Origin of the sequence: Variovorax sp. N23 (assembly GCF_025486315.1) — a bacterium.
Classification (GTDB): domain Bacteria; phylum Pseudomonadota; class Gammaproteobacteria; order Burkholderiales; family Burkholderiaceae_C; genus Variovorax.
The window spans coordinates 98,080-115,180 of record NZ_JAOOPY010000015.1 but is presented as its reverse complement, the minus strand read 5'-3'; the positions used below and the strand labels follow the sequence as shown (position 1 = coordinate 115,180).

Annotated in this window: 9 protein-coding genes; 6 read left to right on the top strand and 3 right to left on the bottom strand. The window is 71.2% G+C overall.

The features are described 5' to 3' along the window. The first annotated feature begins 36 nt into the window (after positions 1–36). From N8A90_RS20310 to N8A90_RS20290, 5 genes are all read left to right on the top strand, one after another. The gene (locus tag N8A90_RS20310) at positions 37–774 is read left to right on the top strand and encodes a winged helix-turn-helix domain-containing protein (RefSeq protein ID WP_262076851.1); all 738 of its coding nucleotides are present in this window, start codon (positions 37–39) and stop codon (positions 772–774) included. 14 nt (positions 775–788) lie between these two features. Next, a complete protein-coding gene (locus N8A90_RS20305) occupies positions 789–2,804 on the top strand; it encodes a PAS domain S-box protein (protein WP_262076849.1) in 2,016 nt (671 codons plus the stop codon). A 78-nt stretch (positions 2,805–2,882) separates the two neighbouring features. Then, entirely contained in the window at positions 2,883–5,225 is a 2,343-nt protein-coding gene (locus tag N8A90_RS20300) for an ATP-dependent DNA helicase (RefSeq protein ID WP_262076847.1), read from the top strand. Between the two features lie 17 nt (positions 5,226–5,242). After that, complete coding sequence (locus tag N8A90_RS20295; RefSeq protein WP_262076845.1) at positions 5,243–7,342, top strand: NAD(+) synthase; 2,100 nt, start codon at positions 5,243–5,245, stop codon at positions 7,340–7,342. Positions 7,343–7,452: 110 nt separating this feature from the next. After that, positions 7,453–8,346 carry an SDR family oxidoreductase gene (locus tag N8A90_RS20290; protein WP_262076844.1) on the top strand — a complete coding sequence of 298 codons (894 nt, stop codon included), beginning with the start codon at positions 7,453–7,455 and terminating at the stop codon, positions 8,344–8,346. Positions 8,347–8,371: 25 nt separating this feature from the next. On the opposite strand, the gene N8A90_RS20285 is transcribed toward N8A90_RS20290, so the two are convergent. Then, positions 8,372–9,103 carry a Crp/Fnr family transcriptional regulator gene (locus tag N8A90_RS20285; RefSeq protein ID WP_262076843.1) on the bottom strand — a complete coding sequence of 244 codons (732 nt, stop codon included), beginning with the start codon at positions 9,101–9,103 and terminating at the stop codon, positions 8,372–8,374. Between the two features lie 206 nt (positions 9,104–9,309). Here N8A90_RS20285 and N8A90_RS20280 point away from each other — a divergent pair, with 206 nt between their 5' ends. Further along, positions 9,310–9,840 (top strand): ornithine carbamoyltransferase, encoded by a 531-nt coding sequence (locus N8A90_RS20280; RefSeq protein ID WP_262076841.1) that lies wholly within the window; start codon positions 9,310–9,312, stop codon positions 9,838–9,840. A gap of 73 nt (positions 9,841–9,913) precedes the next feature. Here the strand turns inward: N8A90_RS20280 and N8A90_RS20275 are convergent, their stop codons facing one another. Both N8A90_RS20275 and N8A90_RS20270 read right to left on the bottom strand, forming a co-directional pair. Next, positions 9,914–10,999, bottom strand: a complete 1,086-nt coding sequence (locus tag N8A90_RS20275; RefSeq protein WP_262076840.1) for a hypothetical protein — start codon at positions 10,997–10,999, stop codon at positions 9,914–9,916. Continuing rightward, positions 10,990–16,824, bottom strand: coding sequence for a beta strand repeat-containing protein (locus N8A90_RS20270; protein WP_262076838.1), 5,835 nt, complete (start codon positions 16,822–16,824; stop codon positions 10,990–10,992). The genes N8A90_RS20275 and N8A90_RS20270 overlap by 10 nt, the downstream gene beginning before the upstream one ends. Positions 16,825–17,101 lie beyond the last annotated feature (277 nt).

The window sequence follows — 17,101 nt, the reverse complement described above, 5'->3', positions numbered from 1 at the left end:
TGGCGGAAGGTCATGCGCAGGCGCTAACATGCCGCAGTGACCTCCCTCCTCCATCTGGCCGTCCTCGACGACGAAGAAGACATCACCCGGCTGCTGGCGACCTACCTGCAGGGCCACGGCTTTCGCGTCAGCCAGCTGCACCGCGGCCCCGACCTGCTCGCCCTGATGGCACGCGACGCCCCGGTGCTGGTGCTGCTCGACCTGGGGCTGCCCGGGGAGGACGGCTTCGCCATCGCCCGGCAGCTGCGTGAACACTGGCAATGCGGCCTCGTGATCGTGACCGGGCGCGGCGACGCGGTCGACAAGGTCGTCGGCCTGGAGGTGGGCGCGGACGACTACGTCACCAAGCCCTTCGACTTGCGCGAGCTGCTGGCCCGCATCAAGGCGGTGCTGCGCCGCATCGTGCCGGCACCGACACCCGCGAGCGCGGCGGCGGTGGCACCCGCGCCACCGCCCTCGGTGAAGCGCTTCGAGGGCTGGGAGCTCGACATCGCGGCACGGCGGCTGATGGCGCCGCAAGGCCACGAGGTCGTGCTCACGAGCGGCGAGTTCGACCTGCTGCACACCCTGAGCGACGCGCCGGGCCGGGTGCTTTCACGCGACTACCTGCTCGAACGCACCCGCGGGCGCGATGGCGGTCCCTTCGACCGGACCATCGACGTGCAGATCGGACGGTTGCGCCGCAAGCTCGAGCGCGATGCCGACAGCCCGCAGCTCATCAAGTCGGTACGCGGCGCGGGCTATCTGTTCGCACCACGGGTCGACACGGCCTGAACGGCCGCCCCCGCATGGAACACAAGCCCTTCAGCTTCGACATCGAGGACGGCAAGGTCTTCCGTTCGATCTTCGCGGCCTATCCCGACGCGCTGCTGCTGGTGAACGCCGAGGGCACCATCGTCCTGGCGAACCCCTTTGCCGTCGACCTCCTGGGCTACAGCGGCGACGCGCTGATCGGCCTGCCGGTCGAGGCGCTCGTGCCCGACGCGGTGCGCCCGCGCCACGCCGCCTACCGCCACGCCTACGGCGAGCAGCCGCGCTCCCGTCCCATGGGCACCCAGATGGACCTGGTCGCCAGGCGGCGCGACGGCTCCGAAGTGCGCGTCGAGATCGCCCTGAGCCCCCTGCACGACCACGGGCTGCCCTACGTGGTGGCCGCCATTCGCGATGTCGGCAGCTACCCGCGCGTGCAGCAGGCGCTGCAACGTGCGCGCTATGCGGAACACCTCGCGCACTTCGGTCGACTCGCCGTCGACGCGCGCGACACCCAGGCGCTGCTCGCGCAGGTGCCGGCCATGGCCGCCGAAGCGCTCGGGGCCGATGCCGCGCTGGTGCTGCTGCTCGAGCCCGACGGGCTAAGCTTTCGCCTCGCTGCCGGTATCGGGCTCACGGCGAACAAGTTCGCCGGCCCAAACGTGCCCCGGGATGTGCTCGAACTCGCCACCCGCGTGGTCACCACCGGCGACTCCGCACGGTCGAGCCCTTCGCCTTCGTGCGCCGCCGACGCCGGCCATCTCCTGGCCGTCCCGCTGTCGGATCGCGGCCGGACCATCGGCGCACTGGCGGTGCGCTGCGCATCGCTGCAGCGCCTGGGCGACGACGAACTGCGCTTCCTCGATTCGCTCGCCAGCCTGCTGGCGACACTGCTGCAGCGTGAGAAAAGCGAAGAGGCTCTCAACCATGCCCAACGACTGGAAACCGTGGGCCAGCTCACGGGCGGCATCGCGCACGACTTCAACAACCTGCTGACGGTGATCTCCGGCAACCTGCAGGTGCTGGAAGAGATGCCCGGCTACGTCGCCGAGCCGATGGCGCAGCAGCTCCTCGGTGCGGCCACGCGCGCCGCGCGCCGCGGCGCCGAACTCACCGGCAAGCTGCTCGCCTTCTCGCGCCGCCAGGTGCTGCAGCCGACGGTGATCGACGCCGCCGCCCTGCTGCACTCGCTGGGCGACATGCTTCGCCGCACGCTGGACCAGCGCATCGCGATCGCGCTGGACACCGACGAGGCGCTGTGCCTGGCCGACCCGGTGCAGCTCGAATCCGCCCTGCTCAACATCGCCATCAACGCGCGCGATGCCATGCCCCAGGGCGGCACGCTGGCCTTCACCTGCCGCAGCGTGCCGGCACTGCCACCCGAACTGCTCGCCGAAGCCACCGAACGCCCGAAGAGCGGCTACGTCGCGATCACCGTCGCCGACACCGGCACCGGGATGTCCGAAGCGGTGCAGGAACATGCCTTCGAGCCCTTCTTCACCACCAAGGAAGTCGGCCGCGGCACCGGCCTCGGCCTGTCGACGGTCTACGGCTTCGCCAAGCAGTCGCGCGGCGCGATCGGCCTGCGCAGCACGCTGGGCGTCGGCACGGCCATCACGCTCTATCTGCCGCAACTGGGCGACGAGGACGACATCGACGGACCCGAGACCGACGCGGGCGGCCGGTTGCCCCCCGGGCTGCGGGTGCTGCTGGTCGAAGACGATGCCGAAGTCAGGCAGGTCGCGCAGCAGTTCCTCGCAGCGATGGGCTGCACGGTCACGCCCTGCGCCAACGCAGAAGCCGCGATCGAGGTGCTCGACGCCGACACCGCCTTCGACCTGCTGCTGAGCGACATCTCCCTCGGCTCCGGCCTGCGCGGCACCGAACTCGCCCAGCACGTCGAGCACCGGCGGCCGCAGCTGCCGATGCTGCTGATGTCGGGCTTTTCGCAGGAACTGGCCGACACATCGGCGGGGCGCGAGCTGCTGCAGAAGCCGTACACCCGCGAGGCACTGGAACGCGCGATGGTGCGTGTGCTGCACGCGGCACGCTGAGCGCGGTCCCCAGGGCGCAGTCCGTACGGCTCGGCGGGCGCGGTGGCCGGTTGGCCCATCGGGCTGTATATTCATCCAGTGACCTCCGATGCACCCGCCGACACCGACGCCGCCCCGCTGCAGCCGGTGTCTGTGCGCGCGCTCTGCGCCTTCGGCGCCAAGGCCGGTGACCTGGACTTCCGCTTCGTCCCGGCGCCGAGCGCGCAGGAAGGCGTGGCCGGGCATCTGCTGGTGCAGGCGCGGCGCGACGCGGACTACGAGCGCGAGGTCTCGTTGTCCCTCGAATTCGAAGGCCTGCGCGTGCGTGGCCGGGCGGACGGCTTCGACGCCGAACGGCTGCGCGTGGAGGAGATCAAGACCTTCCGCGGCGAGTTCGCCGCCATCCGCACCCACCACCGCGCGCTGCACTGGGCCCAGGCGAAGACCTATGGCTGGATGCTCTGCCGCGCGCGGGCGTTGCCCGCCGTCGATGTGGCGCTGGTCTACCTCGACATCGCCAGCGGCGAAGAGACGGTGCTCGAGGAACACTGCGACGCCGACGCGCTGCGCGCGCACTTCGAGACCCTCTGCCGCCGCTACATGGGGTGGGCACGCCAGGAAGCCGAGCACCGCGCCGTGCTGGCCAGGCAGCTCGACGCGCTCGACTTCCCGCACGCCGGCTTTCGCGCCGGTCAGCGCGAACTGGCCGAGGGCGTGTACCGCGCCGCATCGACACGGCGCTGCCTGATCGCGCAGGCACCCACGGGCATAGGCAAGACGGTCGCCACCACCTTTCCGCTGCTGCGCGGCTGGGTCCAGCAAGGCACCGACAAGCTCTTCTTTCTCACCGCCAAGACCTCGGGCCGCGCGATCGCACTGGAAGGCATCGGCCTGAGTGCGCGGGCGGCGGCCTCATTGCGCGTGCTCGAACTCACCGCGCGCGACAAGGTCTGCGAGCACCCCGGGCGCGCCTGCCACGGCGACGCCTGCCCGCTCGCGCGCGGCTTCTACGACCGCCTGCCCGCGGCGCGCGCCGAGGCGGTCGGCCAGCCACGGCTGGACACCGCGACGCTGCGCCGCGTCGCGCTCGCCCACACCGTGTGCCCCTACTTCCTCGCCCAGGAGATGGTGCGCTGGAGCGACGTGGTGGTGGCCGACTACAACTACTGGTTCGACAGCAGCGCCTTCCTCTATGCGCTGGCGAAGCAGGAGGAATGGCAGGTGGCGGTGCTGGTCGACGAGGCGCACAACCTGCTCGAACGCGCGCGCGGCATGTACTCGGCCCCGCTCGACCCGGCCGCGCTCGACCAGGCCCGCGGCGTGGCGCCTGCCGGCGTGCGCCCGGCCCTCGACCGACTGCGCCGCGAGTGGCGCGCGCTGCAACGCGACCAGGCCGACACCTACCTCGCGCACGGCGCGGTGCCCGAGCGCCTGCACCCGGCGCTGCAGGACGCGGTCGCCGTGCTGGCCGAGCATTTCGCAGAGGCGCCCGAGACCGCGCACGGCCCGCTGCAGCGCTTCTTCTTCGACGCCCTGCACTTCTCGCGGCTGGCCGATGCCTTGGCCGATCACTCCGTCTTCGAGAGCATGCGGCCGACCACCGACACGGCGGGGCGCCTGGCGATCCGCAACCTGGTGCCGGCGCCCTTCCTGCGGGCGCGCTTCGCGGCGTCGATGACCACGGCGTGCTTCTCCGGCACGCTCGCGCCCTTCGCCTTCTACCGCGACATGCTGGGGCTGCCGCAGGACACGGCCGAGGTCGACGTGGCATCACCGTTCCACGCGCACCAGCTCGACGTGCGCATCGTCACCGATGTCTCGACGCGCTACCGCGACCGTCCGCATTCCCTGCCGCAGGTCACGGCGCTGATCGGCCAGACCTACCGGCGTCGGCCCGGCAACTACCTCGCCTTCTTCAGCAGCTTCGACTTCCTCGAGCAGGCGCATGCGCGCTTCGTGCGCGAGCACCCCGAGGTGCCGAGCTGGACCCAGTCGACCGGCATGCGCGAGGCCGAGCGCGAGGCCTTCGTGGCGCGCTTTCGCGCCGGCGGCCGGGGCGTGGGTTTCGCGGTGCTGGGCGGCGCCTTCGGCGAGGGCATCGATCTGCCGGGCGACCGGCTGATCGGCGCCTTCATCGCCAGCCTCGGCCTGCCGCAGCACGATGCGATGAACGAGGTGATGCGCGAGCGCCTCGACGCCCGCTTCGGCGACGCGCGGGGCTACGACTACACCTACCTCTACCCCGGCCTGCGCAAGGTGGTGCAGGCGGCCGGCCGCGTGATCCGCACCGAGCGCGATGCCGGTGTGCTCTACCTGCTGGACGATCGCTTCGCCCGCCCCGAGGTGCGCACGCTCCTGCCGACGTGGTGGGCGGTCGACCTGTACCGCACGGCCGCCTTGCACACCGCGGACGACCCCGCGCGTGACCCGCCACCGCAATGACGCATACGATGGCGGCCATGAGCTCCGCATCGACCGCCGACCTTTCCTTCGACAACCCCTACACCCACGGCTTCGCCCGGCTCGCCGTGGCAGTGCCGCGCAATCGCGTCGCCGACCCGGTGTTCAACGGCCGCGAGACCGTGCGCATGATCCGGGAGGCCGCGGCCGAAGGCGCCATGCTGGTGGCCTTCCCGGAGCTGGGCATCTCTGCCTACACCTGCGACGACCTGTTCCATCAGACCGCACTGCTCGAAGGCTGCGAGGCGGCGCTGGCCGAGGTCATCGAGACCTCGCGCGGCCTGCCGACGGTCGCCGTGGTCGGCCTGCCGGTGCGGGCCGACCATCGGCTCTTCAACTGCGCGGCGGTGGTCGCCGACGGGGCGCTGCTCGGCGTGCTGCCCAAGACCTACCTGCCGAACTACGGCGAGTTCTACGAAGGCCGGCAGTTCGCGGCCGCCGACAGCGCCGTCTCCCGCGAGATCACCCTGTGCGGCCAGCGCGTTCCCTTCGGCACCGACCTGATCTTCAAGGCGCGCAACCTGCCGCTAATGACCCTGCACGTCGAGATCTGCGAAGACGTGTGGGTGCCGATCCCGCCCTCGAGCTACGCGGCGCTGGCCGGCGCCACGGTGCTGGTCAACCTGTCGGCCTCGAACATCACGGTGGGCAAGGCGGACTACCGGCACAAGCTGGTGAGCCTGCAATCGGCCCGCTGCCTGGCGGCCTACCTGTACTCGTCGGCCGGCATCGGCGAATCGACCACCGACCTGGCCTGGGACGGCCAGGCGCTGATCTACGAGAACGGTGAGCTGCTGGCCGAGAGCGAGCGCTTCAGCAACCGCTCCCACCTGATCACCGCCGACGCCGACCTCGAGCGCCTGGCGCACGAGCGCATGCGGCAGAACTCCTTCGGCGTCTCGGCGCAGCGCCACGCCGTTGCCCTGCGCGACTGGCGCACGGTCGAGTTCGACCTGCCCGGCCTGCCGCAACAACCCGGCGCGCTGCGCCGGAACGTGGAGCGCTTCCCCTACGTGCCGGCCGATGCCGCCACGCGCGACGAGCGCTGCCAGGAGGTCTTCAACATCCAGGTGCAGTCGCTGGTGCAGCGGCTGGAGGCCAGCAACATCCAGAAGGTCGTCATCGGCGTGTCGGGCGGGCTCGACTCGACGCACGCGCTGCTGGTGTGCGCGCAGGCCATGGACCGCCTGGGCCGCCCGCGCACCGACATCCTCGGCTACACGATGCCCGGCTTCGCGACCAGCGGCCGCACCCTGAAGCAGGCGCATGCGCTGATGGCGGCCATCGGCTGCCAGGCGAAGGAGATCGACATCCGCCCGAGCTGCCGGCAGATGCTGGCCGACCTGGGCCACCCCTTTGCCGACGGCATGCCGCAGTACGACATCACCTTCGAGAACGTGCAGGCCGGCGAGCGCACCAGCCACCTGTTCCGCCTGGCCAACCACCACGGCGCGATCGTGGTGGGCACCGGCGACCTGAGCGAGCTGGCGCTGGGCTGGTGCACCTACGGCGTGGGCGACCACATGTCGCACTACAACGTGAACGCCAGCGTGCCCAAGACGCTGATCAAGCACCTGGTGCGCTGGGTGGCCGATGCCGCCATCCTGAGCGCCGACGGCAGCGACGTGCTGCGCGCCATCGTCGCGACCGAGGTCAGCCCGGAGCTGGTGCCGTCGAGCGACGCATCGGCCGAACAGCCCGGCCAACGGACGGAAGACACCATCGGCCCCTACGAGCTGCAGGACTTTCACCTCTACTACATCACCCGCCACGGGTTCCGGCCATCGAAGGTGGCCTTCCTGGCCTACAGCGCCTGGCGCGATCGCGCACGCGGCAGCTGGCCCGACGCCTTGCAGGGCGAACGCAACGAATACACCCTCGCCGCCATCGTGGGCCACCTGCGCACCTTCCTCTGGCGCTTCTTCAAGACCAGCCAGTTCAAGCGCTCCTGCGTGCCCAACGGTCCGAAGGTGGGTTCGGGCGGTTCGCTCTCGCCGCGCGGGGACTGGCGGGCACCGAGCGACTCCGAGGCGGAGGTCTGGCTGGCCGACCTGACGCGGGTGCCGGCAGGGCCTGAGCACCCGTTGCAAAGCCGTTGAAGCCGACGTAGGACGAGTTCGCGGCTTTTTCCCCGGCATACGCCGCTGTTCCCAACAGGGACACCGAAGGGTGGTAAAAAGTTGACAAACGTCAACTCCCTCTCTGCTGCATGAGCGCTTCGTCTCTTCTACCGCTCGACCAGCAGGTCGTCGTCATCACCGGTGCCTCCAGCGGTATCGGCCTGTGCACCGCCCGGCTGGCGGCCGCATGGGGCGCCCGGGTGGTGCTCGTTGCACGCAGCGGCGATGTTCTGTACCAGGCCTCCCGCGACATCGACGATGCGGGCGGCCTGTCGATCGCCGTGCCGGCGGACGTCGCATCGCGCGAGCAGCTCGAAGCCGCCGCGCAGGCGGCCATCCAGGCCTTCGGCCGCATCGACACCTGGATCAACAATGCCGGCGTGTCCATCTACGGACGGCTCGACACCGTGACCGAAGACGACAGCCGCCGGCTCTTCGAGACGAACTTCTGGGGCGTCGTGAACGGTTCGCTGGCGGCGCTTCCCTACCTGAAGCGCCAGGGCGGCGCGTTGATCAACGTGGGCAGCGAGGCCTGCGAAGCGCCGATGCCGCTGCAGGGCATGTACGCCTGCTCGAAGCTGGCGGTCAAGAGCTTCACCGACACGCTGCGGGTCGAGATCGAGGGCGTCGACCAACGCCCGGTGAGCGTCACGCTGATCCAGCCAGCGGCGATGAACACGCCCCACGCGGAGCACGCCGCCAACTACCTCGGGGTGGCGCCGATGCGGCCCACGCCGATGCTCGATCCGATGGAGGTGGCCGACGCCATCCTGCGTGCCGCGACCGAGGGCGGCGGCGACCTGAAGCTCTGCGCGGGGCCGTGCGTGGGGACGGCAGAGACACCGTGGATGCCGCCGCTGGGCGACAGGAAGGCCGCGCGGCCAGCCGGCCCGCAATCCGGCGAGCGGCCGGCGCAGGCGTCCGAAGGCGCGCTCTACCAGCCAGGCAAGTCGGGCCGCACCCACGGCCGCGCCACCACCTGAAACACGGCGCAACGGCCGCCGACTTTCAGTGCAGCGCGAGCGCTGCCGACGGTGTTCTGGCCTGCTGCATGAAGGTGGTCAGCGCCTCGACCTTCGGGATCTGGATGTCGCGCCGGCCCTTTTCCTTGAAGCGGATCACGTCGCCGCGCGCCATGCGCGACAGCGCCCGGCTGACCGTCTCGAGGGTCATGCCCAGGTAGTTACCGATCTCGGCGCGCGTCATGCGCAGCGTGATCTCGTCGGCGCGCAGGCCGCGCTGCGACACGGCATCGGCCCAGTACCGCAGGAAGCCCGCGACGCGGGCATCGGCCGGCAGCGTGCACAGCGACGCCATCGAGTCATGGTCGCGCGCCAGTTCGCGGCTCATGGCCTGGTGCAGCGCGCCCAGCAGTGCCGGCGTCCGGATGCTGGCTTCGATCAGCGTGTCGTACGGGATCGCCCAGACCTCGCCGGTGTCCATGGCCACGGCGTCGCAGCCGTAGCGGCCGGTGGCGATGCCGTCCAGCCCGAGCCAGTCGCCACGGAAGTGCAGGCCGACGACCTGCTCGCGCCCCTCGTCCGACAGGTTGACCATCTTGAAGAAGCCGGCATTGACGACATAGAGGCATTGGAAGGGCTGGCCGACCTGGCAGACCACGTCGCCGGCGTGCACCAGGCGCTTCTGCAACGGCAGCGCGTCCTGCAGCAGTTGCAGCATCGTGGCGATGCGCTGGGCGGGTTGGTCTGCGGCGGTGCGGCGGGGGGTGTCTGCGTGCATGGTGGGCTCCGGTGCGGGTCGATGGGAGGAGCGTACGAAGACAATGCAACACGACCGACAACGGGGCCGCCGAGTCGGTAACAGTGGTTGAAGTTTTATGTCCGAATCGTGTCCTAAACCTCCGGCGCCGCACCGACACCATCCGCGATGACGCCGCCTTGACGGGCGTCAACCCGGCGGCCGCAGGCATCCGTACCCTCGCAGCCGTGACTTCGCATCCACCGTCTCCCGCCCTGCGCGCCCTCGCGTCCGACACCTTGCTGAACGCAGCCGGCGCGAAAGAGCTGCTCGATCTCGCCAGCCGACTCAAGGCGGCTTCGGTCGCCGGCCATCCGGCGCCGCCGCTGCTTCAGGGCAAGAACCTGGCCGTGCTTCAGCCGGCGAGCGGCGCCACCGTGTCGGTGCTGCACGACGCCGCGGCCGACCTCGGGGTGCGCGTGGCGCGGGTCAGCCTCGGCGAGCCACCGCCGACGGTCGGCGAGTGCGCCCGCATCGCCCGCATGCTGGGGCGCATGTACGACGCCATCGACGTCGGCACCACGGCGCCGGCCACCGCGGCCGAATTGGCAACCCATGCGGGCGTGCCGGTCTACCGCGGCCTTGCCGACGGCAGCCACCCTGCGCTGGCGCTGGCCCGGGATCTCGCGCCGGCCGATGCCGTCGTGCCGGATGCCGCCGCCGAGTCCGACAACCGCCGATTCATGATGCAGGCCCTGCTGCTCGCCACCATCGGCTAGCGGCGCATGCCGGAGAGAAGCGCCGTGCGCCGTCGACCGACGGCCGCGCAGACGTTTCCCGGTTCACGCTCCCTCAATCCACCACCACGGTGAACAGCACCGCGCCCGAAGCGCCGGGCGAAAGCACCCCCGTGAAGTGCCAGCTCAGCGCCCCCGTGCCGCCTGCGGGCTGCGCCGTGGCGCATGCCACCGTCGGCCCCGGCGCCGGGTTCGCCGGCGTGGTTTTCTGGCAGGCGGTCAGCGTGGCCGGCGTGCTGTCGGCCTGCGCACTGCCGAAGCGGGTGTAGCTGGGCGTGGTGTCGTTCACGCTCAGGGTGCCGATGGGCGACACGCCGTTGTTCGTGTAGGTGATGCGGTATTCCAGGGTTTCGCCCGACTTCGCCTGGTTGTTGATGCCGAAGCTGCCGCCCTGCGTGACGTTGCGCACCTCCTTCTTCAGCGCGAGCACGCTGTCGGAGACGGTGGTGATGTCGTGCACCGTGTAGGTGGCATTCAGCCCCGGTGCTGCGCTGGCGAAGTCGAAGCGGGCCTGCACGGTGGCGTCGTCGCTGTAGCCGTTCATCGCGGTGGCGGGAATGAATTCCTGCATCACGATGCACACGCTCTCGCCCGCCGAGACATAGACGGGCATCGAGGGCGGGTAGAGCTTCTGGGCGCCCGCCTGCAGCGCCCCGGTACACCCGGGGTCCGCGAAGACCGTGCCGCTCCAGCCCGCCAGCGTCGGCGTGGCGACCTCGTCGGGGATGCCGAAGCGCACCACGCCCCGGGTCTGCGCCATGAAGGTGTGCGGGTAACTCACGGTGCTGCCCGGCAGGCCGGTCCTGGCGCCGTCGGCGGCGAAGGTGTTCGGTGGCACGTCGCCGAAGTCGAGGCCGGCATGGCCGCTGCCGTTCCAGGCGAAGGCGATGCGGTCGGGCGTGCCGCTGCGGGTGTAGGTGTAGGCGGTGCCCGCCACCGTGGTGGCCGTCCCCGACGGCAGCGCCGTGCCGCCCGCCGAGGCGCCGGTCGAGATCCAGGCCGAGGGGGCGGCGGGGTTCGTCTCCTCCACGCAGAGCGGTGCCGCCGCGGCCGTCGCGAACGGCACGGCGAGCGCGTAGTTGCCGGCCCCGTCGGTCACGGCGGTGGCCAGCACCGTCGCCGCGCAATTCGTCAGCCGCACGGTGACACCCGCGATGCCCGCCTCGCCGCCGTTGAAGCGCCCGTCGTTCGCTGTCCCGCCCCCACGCCGTTGTCGTTGAAGACGCGCCCGCCGACGCTGAAGCCGAAACTGTTGGTGAAGGTGCAGGTGATGTCTGCGCCGGCCACCATGTTCGCCGCCGGGAGGGTCAGCTGGTTGGCGACCAGCGTGCCGAAGGCGGCGGTGGGCGTCGCACTGGCAGCGTCGACGCAGCTGGCGCTGACCGGGTTGGCCGGCCAGCCCGTCGGGACGGTCTCCTTGATCGACGCCTCCAGCCCGGCCGTGCCGATCAGCGTCGTGCTGCCGCTGGCCGTGCCGGTGCCCACCACCGTGATCGTGTCCGTTGGCGCCGACAGGCCGCTCAGCGCGAAGCCGAACACGTTGCTGCCGGTACCGCCGACGGTGGTCTTGACGATCTGCACCTTCGGGTAGGGCCGCGTGTAGGTGTTGGTGAAGGTGCAGACGATGTTGCTGCCTGCGGCGGTGGCGGCGGCATCCAGCGTGACCTTGCGGTTCGGCAGGTCCGGCGTGACGGACCCGCCGGCGCCCAGGCCGGTGCAGGCCACCCCCGTCAGCGCATAGTTCGGCGGCGGCGGATCTTCGGTGAGGGTCGTCACCGTGGCAGGGGCGGCCAGGGTCTGGATGCCCGCCGCGGCCGCCGTGCCGGCCGTGGCCGTCACGATGCTCTGGGCCGCGAGCCCGTTGTCGCCGGTGAAGCCGAAGCTGCCCACGTTGCCGATGGAAATCTTGCGGGTCGTGACGGTCGCCGACGCCGAATTCGTGAAGACGCACTGCAGCGACTTGCCGTACTGCACGCTCGCCGCCGGGATCGTGTACGTCCGCGCGGCGGCACCCGTTCCCAGGCTGCCGACCGGCACCCCGGCGTCGGTGCAACTCGCGCTCGCCAGATTCCACCCCGGCACGGCCGCCTCCGTGAGGGTCACCGCCGTGCCGACGGCCGTCGCGGTGAATGCCTGCAGACCCGCCGTGGCCGTGTCGCCGTCGACCTGCACCGGCGTGCCGGCTGCCGCGGTGGTGGCGCTGCCGCTGGACTGGGCGGTGTTCGTCAGGGAGAAACCGAAGGGCCCGCCCGCGCTGCCGGTGGTGGTCTTCGACAGCGTCACCGTCGGCGGCGCGCACACGGCCGAGGTCGTGGTCTGTGCGAGGAAACCCTCGGCACCGGGACCGCTCTTGATGTGGACGACCACCGTGTTGGTGCCGGTGTGCCAGTTGCTGGCCAGCGTGGCGCTGGCCGCGGCACCGGCCACGAAGCCGACGTGGAAGTACGGATTCCCGGGGTTCTGCGGCACGCCGGGGACGGTCTGCAAGACGCCGTTGACGAACACCTCGGCCACCGAGTTGTCGGAATAGAAGTCCAGCTTCAGCGAGAAGCTCGAGGGCGTGACCGAGGGCGCCAGGTTGAAGGTGAAGCGGTGGTACACGTCCACGTTGTTGGGACCTTGCCCGGCGATCGTGTAGTTCGAGTTCCAGTTGGCGTTCCCGAAGGGCGAATTGATCCAGTTGGCCGGTGCCTGGTTGCCGATGTAGGCCCGCTGCCAGGTGGCCACGCTGGCGGGGCCGCCCGTCGCCGTGCCTTCGCCGGACTCCCACACCGTGTCGCGCCCCGAGGTGAGCGGGCCGCTGGGACCGTAGCCGGTGTTGAAGACCGCGGCATCGGTGGTGCACATGATCGTCGGCGGGATCGGCGGCGGTACCGAGGTCGAGCCGGTGTTGGTGAAAGTGCAGACCAGGTTGCTGCCCGGCGGCGTTGCTGCCGCATTGAGGCTGAGCACGCGGCCGCTGAGGGTGGCGGTGCCGCCGGCGCCCATGCCGGTGCACGAGGCCGCGGTCAGGCTGAAGCCGGCCGGGGGCACCGCCTCGGTGAGCGTCATGGCGGTGTTCGGCGCCGTCAGCGTCCGGGTGGCACCTGCCGCTGGCGAGCCATCCACCAGGGTCGAGATGCTCAGGGCCCCGACGCCGTTGGTGCCGGTGAAGTCGAAGGTTCCGATGGCGTTGAGCGAGGTCTTGCGGATCGTCACCGTGGGCATGGCCCCGAACCGGTAGGGCTGCGGACTCGGCAGGTAGCTGTTGCCGCTCGCGGTGAAGGTGCCGGCCAGGGCCGCACCGCCGACGGTGACCGGCGTCGCGCCGTAGACGGCGGCCACCGCACTGGTGGCCGTCACCTGGCAGAGACCGGTGGCCGCGGTGGTGCAGGTGCCGGCGGCGCCCACGGCACCGCCGTTGAACGCCACGTCCGGCGTGGCGCCGAAGCTCACGACCGTGCCGGCGCCGACGGGATTGCCGCCGGCATCGCGGACGAGCACCTGCAGCACGTCCTGTGCGGCGCCGTTGGCCAGCGCGTTGTCGGTCACCACGCGCAGGCCCGACATCGCGGCGCTCGGCGGCCCGAGCACGAAGCTGTAGGTCGCCGGACTGGCGTGGTAGGTGCCGCCGCCTGCGGTGAAGGCGCCGCCGACCGTGCCCGCCGCGATGCCGACGGCGCTGCTCTTGAGGCCGACCAGGGTGCTGGTGGCGGTGACCTGGCAGGTGCCGTCGGCGCCGGTGGTGCAGCTGCCGGCCGCGCCCACGGCGCCGCCGCCGAACGCCACGTTGGCGGTCGCGGCGAAGCTCACCGTCGCACCGGCCACCGGGTTCTGCGCCGCATCGCGCACCAGGGCCTCGAGCACGTCCTGCGCGCCGCCGTCGGCCAACTGGTTGTCGGTGACGGTGCGCACGCCCGACTGCCCGATGGCGCCGGCGCCGACGACGATCGTGGTGCTCGCGCTCGCGCAGCTCACCGTCGCGTCGAACGCGCAGGCCGCGCCCGGCGCCGTCGCGGGCGTGCCGGCACCGATCACGCGCGTGTTGGCGGCGTTCGTCAGCACGGTGCCCGAAGCCGCCAGCGCCGGCGCGGTGGGCGCCGTCGCATTCAGCGTGAAGCCACGCACGCCGGTCATGGCCGGGATGCCCGCCGTGATGGTCATCGTGCAGGTGAGTGCCGCACCGGCGGCGCTGGGCAAGGTGCCGCAGTTGACCGCGGTCACGCCCGCGCCGAGCGTGACCGACGTGGCGATCACCCCCGGCGGCAACTGCTCGCGCACCACCACCGCTGTGCCCGTCGCGACCGCGCCCGTGTTCGCCAGGCTCAGTCCATATGCGATGGCGCCGCCCGGTGCCACCGTGGCCGGCGCCGTCTTGCCCAGCGCGACGATCGGCGTCGCCGTGTTGGTGAAGGTGCAGGTGATGACCGCACCGCCCTTCATCACGCTCGCCGGTAGCGTGGCGGTGTCGCCCGACAGCGTCGCCAGGTTGGTCGTCACATTGCCGCTGGTGGCGGCGGCCGAGTCCAGGCAACTGACGGCGGCCGGGTTGGCGGGCCAGCCGGCAGGCACGCTCGACTCCGCGAGGGTCGCCTCGACGCCGACCGTGCCGGTGTGCACCACCGTCGACGCCACGGTCGTCGCACCGCTGAGCGTGATCGTGTCGGCGGGATTGCTGACGCCGGTGAGGGTGTAGCCGAAGACGTTGCTGCCCGTGCCGTTGCTGGTGGTCTTGCGCACCGTGACGCGCGGCTGCGCCCGCACGGGCGTGGCCAGCGTGCTGGTGCAGTTGCCGCTGCCGACGCACGCCGGGTCGCCGCCGCCGTTGGCCGTCGCTGTATTGCTCACGCTCGGCACGGCCGCGGCCAGCGGCGTCACCGGAATCACGAACGACGCAGTGCCCGTGGCGGCCGGCAGGCCTGTCGGCACGGTGCAGCTGACGACCTGGCCGGCCGCGCTGCAACCCGCGGGCATCGTGCCCAACGTGAGCGTGGCCGGGACGGTGTCGGTGATCACGGTGTCGGCCTGTGTGGGGAACACGCCCGTGTTGTTCAGCGTCAGGGTGTAGCTGGCCGGCACGCCCACGGCAAAGCTCGGCGTGCTGCCCGTCTTGACCAGCTTGAGCGCCGAGACGGCGGTGTTCGTGAAGGTGCAGGTGTAGTCCGCCGCGGCCTTCATGTTGGCCGCGGGAATGGTGATCGCGGTGCCGGTGCCCGTGACCGGCGTCGTGTTGCCGGTGACGGCACTGCCGCCATCCACGCAACGTGCGGTGGTCGTGTAGCCCGCGGCCGACGCCGCCACCTCGGTGAGGGTCGCGGCCGTCCCGACGGTGCCGACGTGGGCCTGCGTCGACGCCACGGCCGTGCCCGATGCCGCGGTCGTCACCGAGTCGGTGGGGGTGGTGACGCCGGCGAGCGAGAAGTTGAAGGTGCCGGTGCTGCCCACCGACACCTTCTCGACCGTGACCTTGGGCCGCATGGTGTTGGTGTAGGTGCAGCTCAGGGTGCGCGCGGCGGCCGTGGGTGCGGTGGCCGTGGTGGTGCCGGTGATCGGCGTGGCGACGGTGCGGCTGGTGCCGCTGCCGCTCACCGTCACGGCGGCGCCATTGCCGTCGGTGCACGCCAGCGCCGGGATGTAGTTGGACAGCAGCGTCGCGGTGCCGGCCGTCTCCGCCAGCGTGACGGTGGCGCCGGTGGCCACCCGCACGGCACCGGTGGTGCCACCGTGGCCGACGTCGTTCGCCGGGTTGGTGCCGCCCGAGGGCGCGCCGCCGGTGATCTGGAGGTTGAACACGCCGCCGTCGACCGGCACGCCCACGATGGCCTTGGTCAGGGTGACAGCGACATCGTTGTCGAGGATGGTCACGGTGGTCGCGGCCACGGCGGCGCCGCCGCAGGTGCTGGTCGACGACAGCACATAGGGGCTGGAGGGTGTCGACGCGCCGAGGGTGAAGACCACCGTCTCGGTCTCCTCCACCGATGCGTCGTCGATGAGCGTGAGCGTCGGGCTGGCATTGACCACGGTGCCCGCGCCGTAGTTGCCCGCCGGCACCGTGAGGCTGGCCGTGCCCAGCGCGGTGTAGTCCGAGCCGCTGGTGGCCGTGCCGCTGACGGTGAAGGGCACCTGCACGCCGCCTGCCGGCACGATGCCCGCCACGCGCAGCTTCAGCGTCACCGTGCCGGCCGACTCCGCCACCACGTAGCTGCTGGCCGAGGCGCTGTCGAACTCGACCATCGGCTTGAGCGTGAACTGGATGTTGTCCAGGAAATTGCCCGCGCCCGGGTTGTTGGTGGAGTTCGAGATCGCCGCGAAGCCGATGTCGTGCGCGCCCGAGCTGCCGGCCCAGGTGAAGCTGCCGCTGTAGCGGCCCCAGTTGCCCACCGTGCTCACCGTGCAGCTGTTGCCGGTCACGCCGCCGCTGTTCGCCGGGCAATCGCCGGCCAGCGTGGAGATGCCGCCGACGGTGTTGGTGCGCGCCGTGCGCACGCTGTTGGCGCTGCTGTCCACGCTGAACAGCGCCACGTCCTGGCTTCCCGCGCCGAGGCCGGCGTCCCGCGCCCGGTGCGAGAACTGCCAGGCCACCTGATCGCCCGTCACCAGGCACAGGTTCTGGCTGACCCGCCCCGGGTTGAAGGCATTGAGTTCGATATGGTTGGCGCCGTTGTCCGCGAACACGCCGCCGAAACCGTTGGCCCAGTATTCGAAGAGGCCGCCAGAACCAGTGGCCACGGTGCACAGGCCCGTGCTGCTCGTGACCGTCTCGGTCGTGAGCCAGCCGCCCGCCAGCGACTGGCTGACGAAGGCGTAGCAGGCCCCGCCTGTGACGGTCGGTGTCTCGAAGGACGGATTGAGGATGCTGCGCTGCACGGCATGCGCAGGCAGCGCCCACGACAGAACGGACAGCGCGAGCACCACCACGGCGCGTGCTGCGCGGGCGGCGACGGAGGCCGCGCCGCGCGGCCTCAGCAACGATGCGCCTCGCGTCATGGGGCCTCCCGGTCGAGGGTCGTTGCGGGCGGGGTGTCGCGAGCGGGCATGGTCGTTTGCGGTAGCGGGGAGAAGTTCTTGCGCGTGGCGTCCGCCGCACCGGCCGGCGCGAAGCCCAGCCCGGTCTCGTCGAACTTGAAACGCAGGCGGATGTAGGCGCCCTTGCTGGTGTACTCGTTGGCCGTGAGCTCGCGGTCGCGCAGGCCCACCACGTTGTAGCCGGCGGAAATCCAGAGGTCCTTCGCGAGCTGGTAGCCCAGCTCCACGCCGGCCGTGC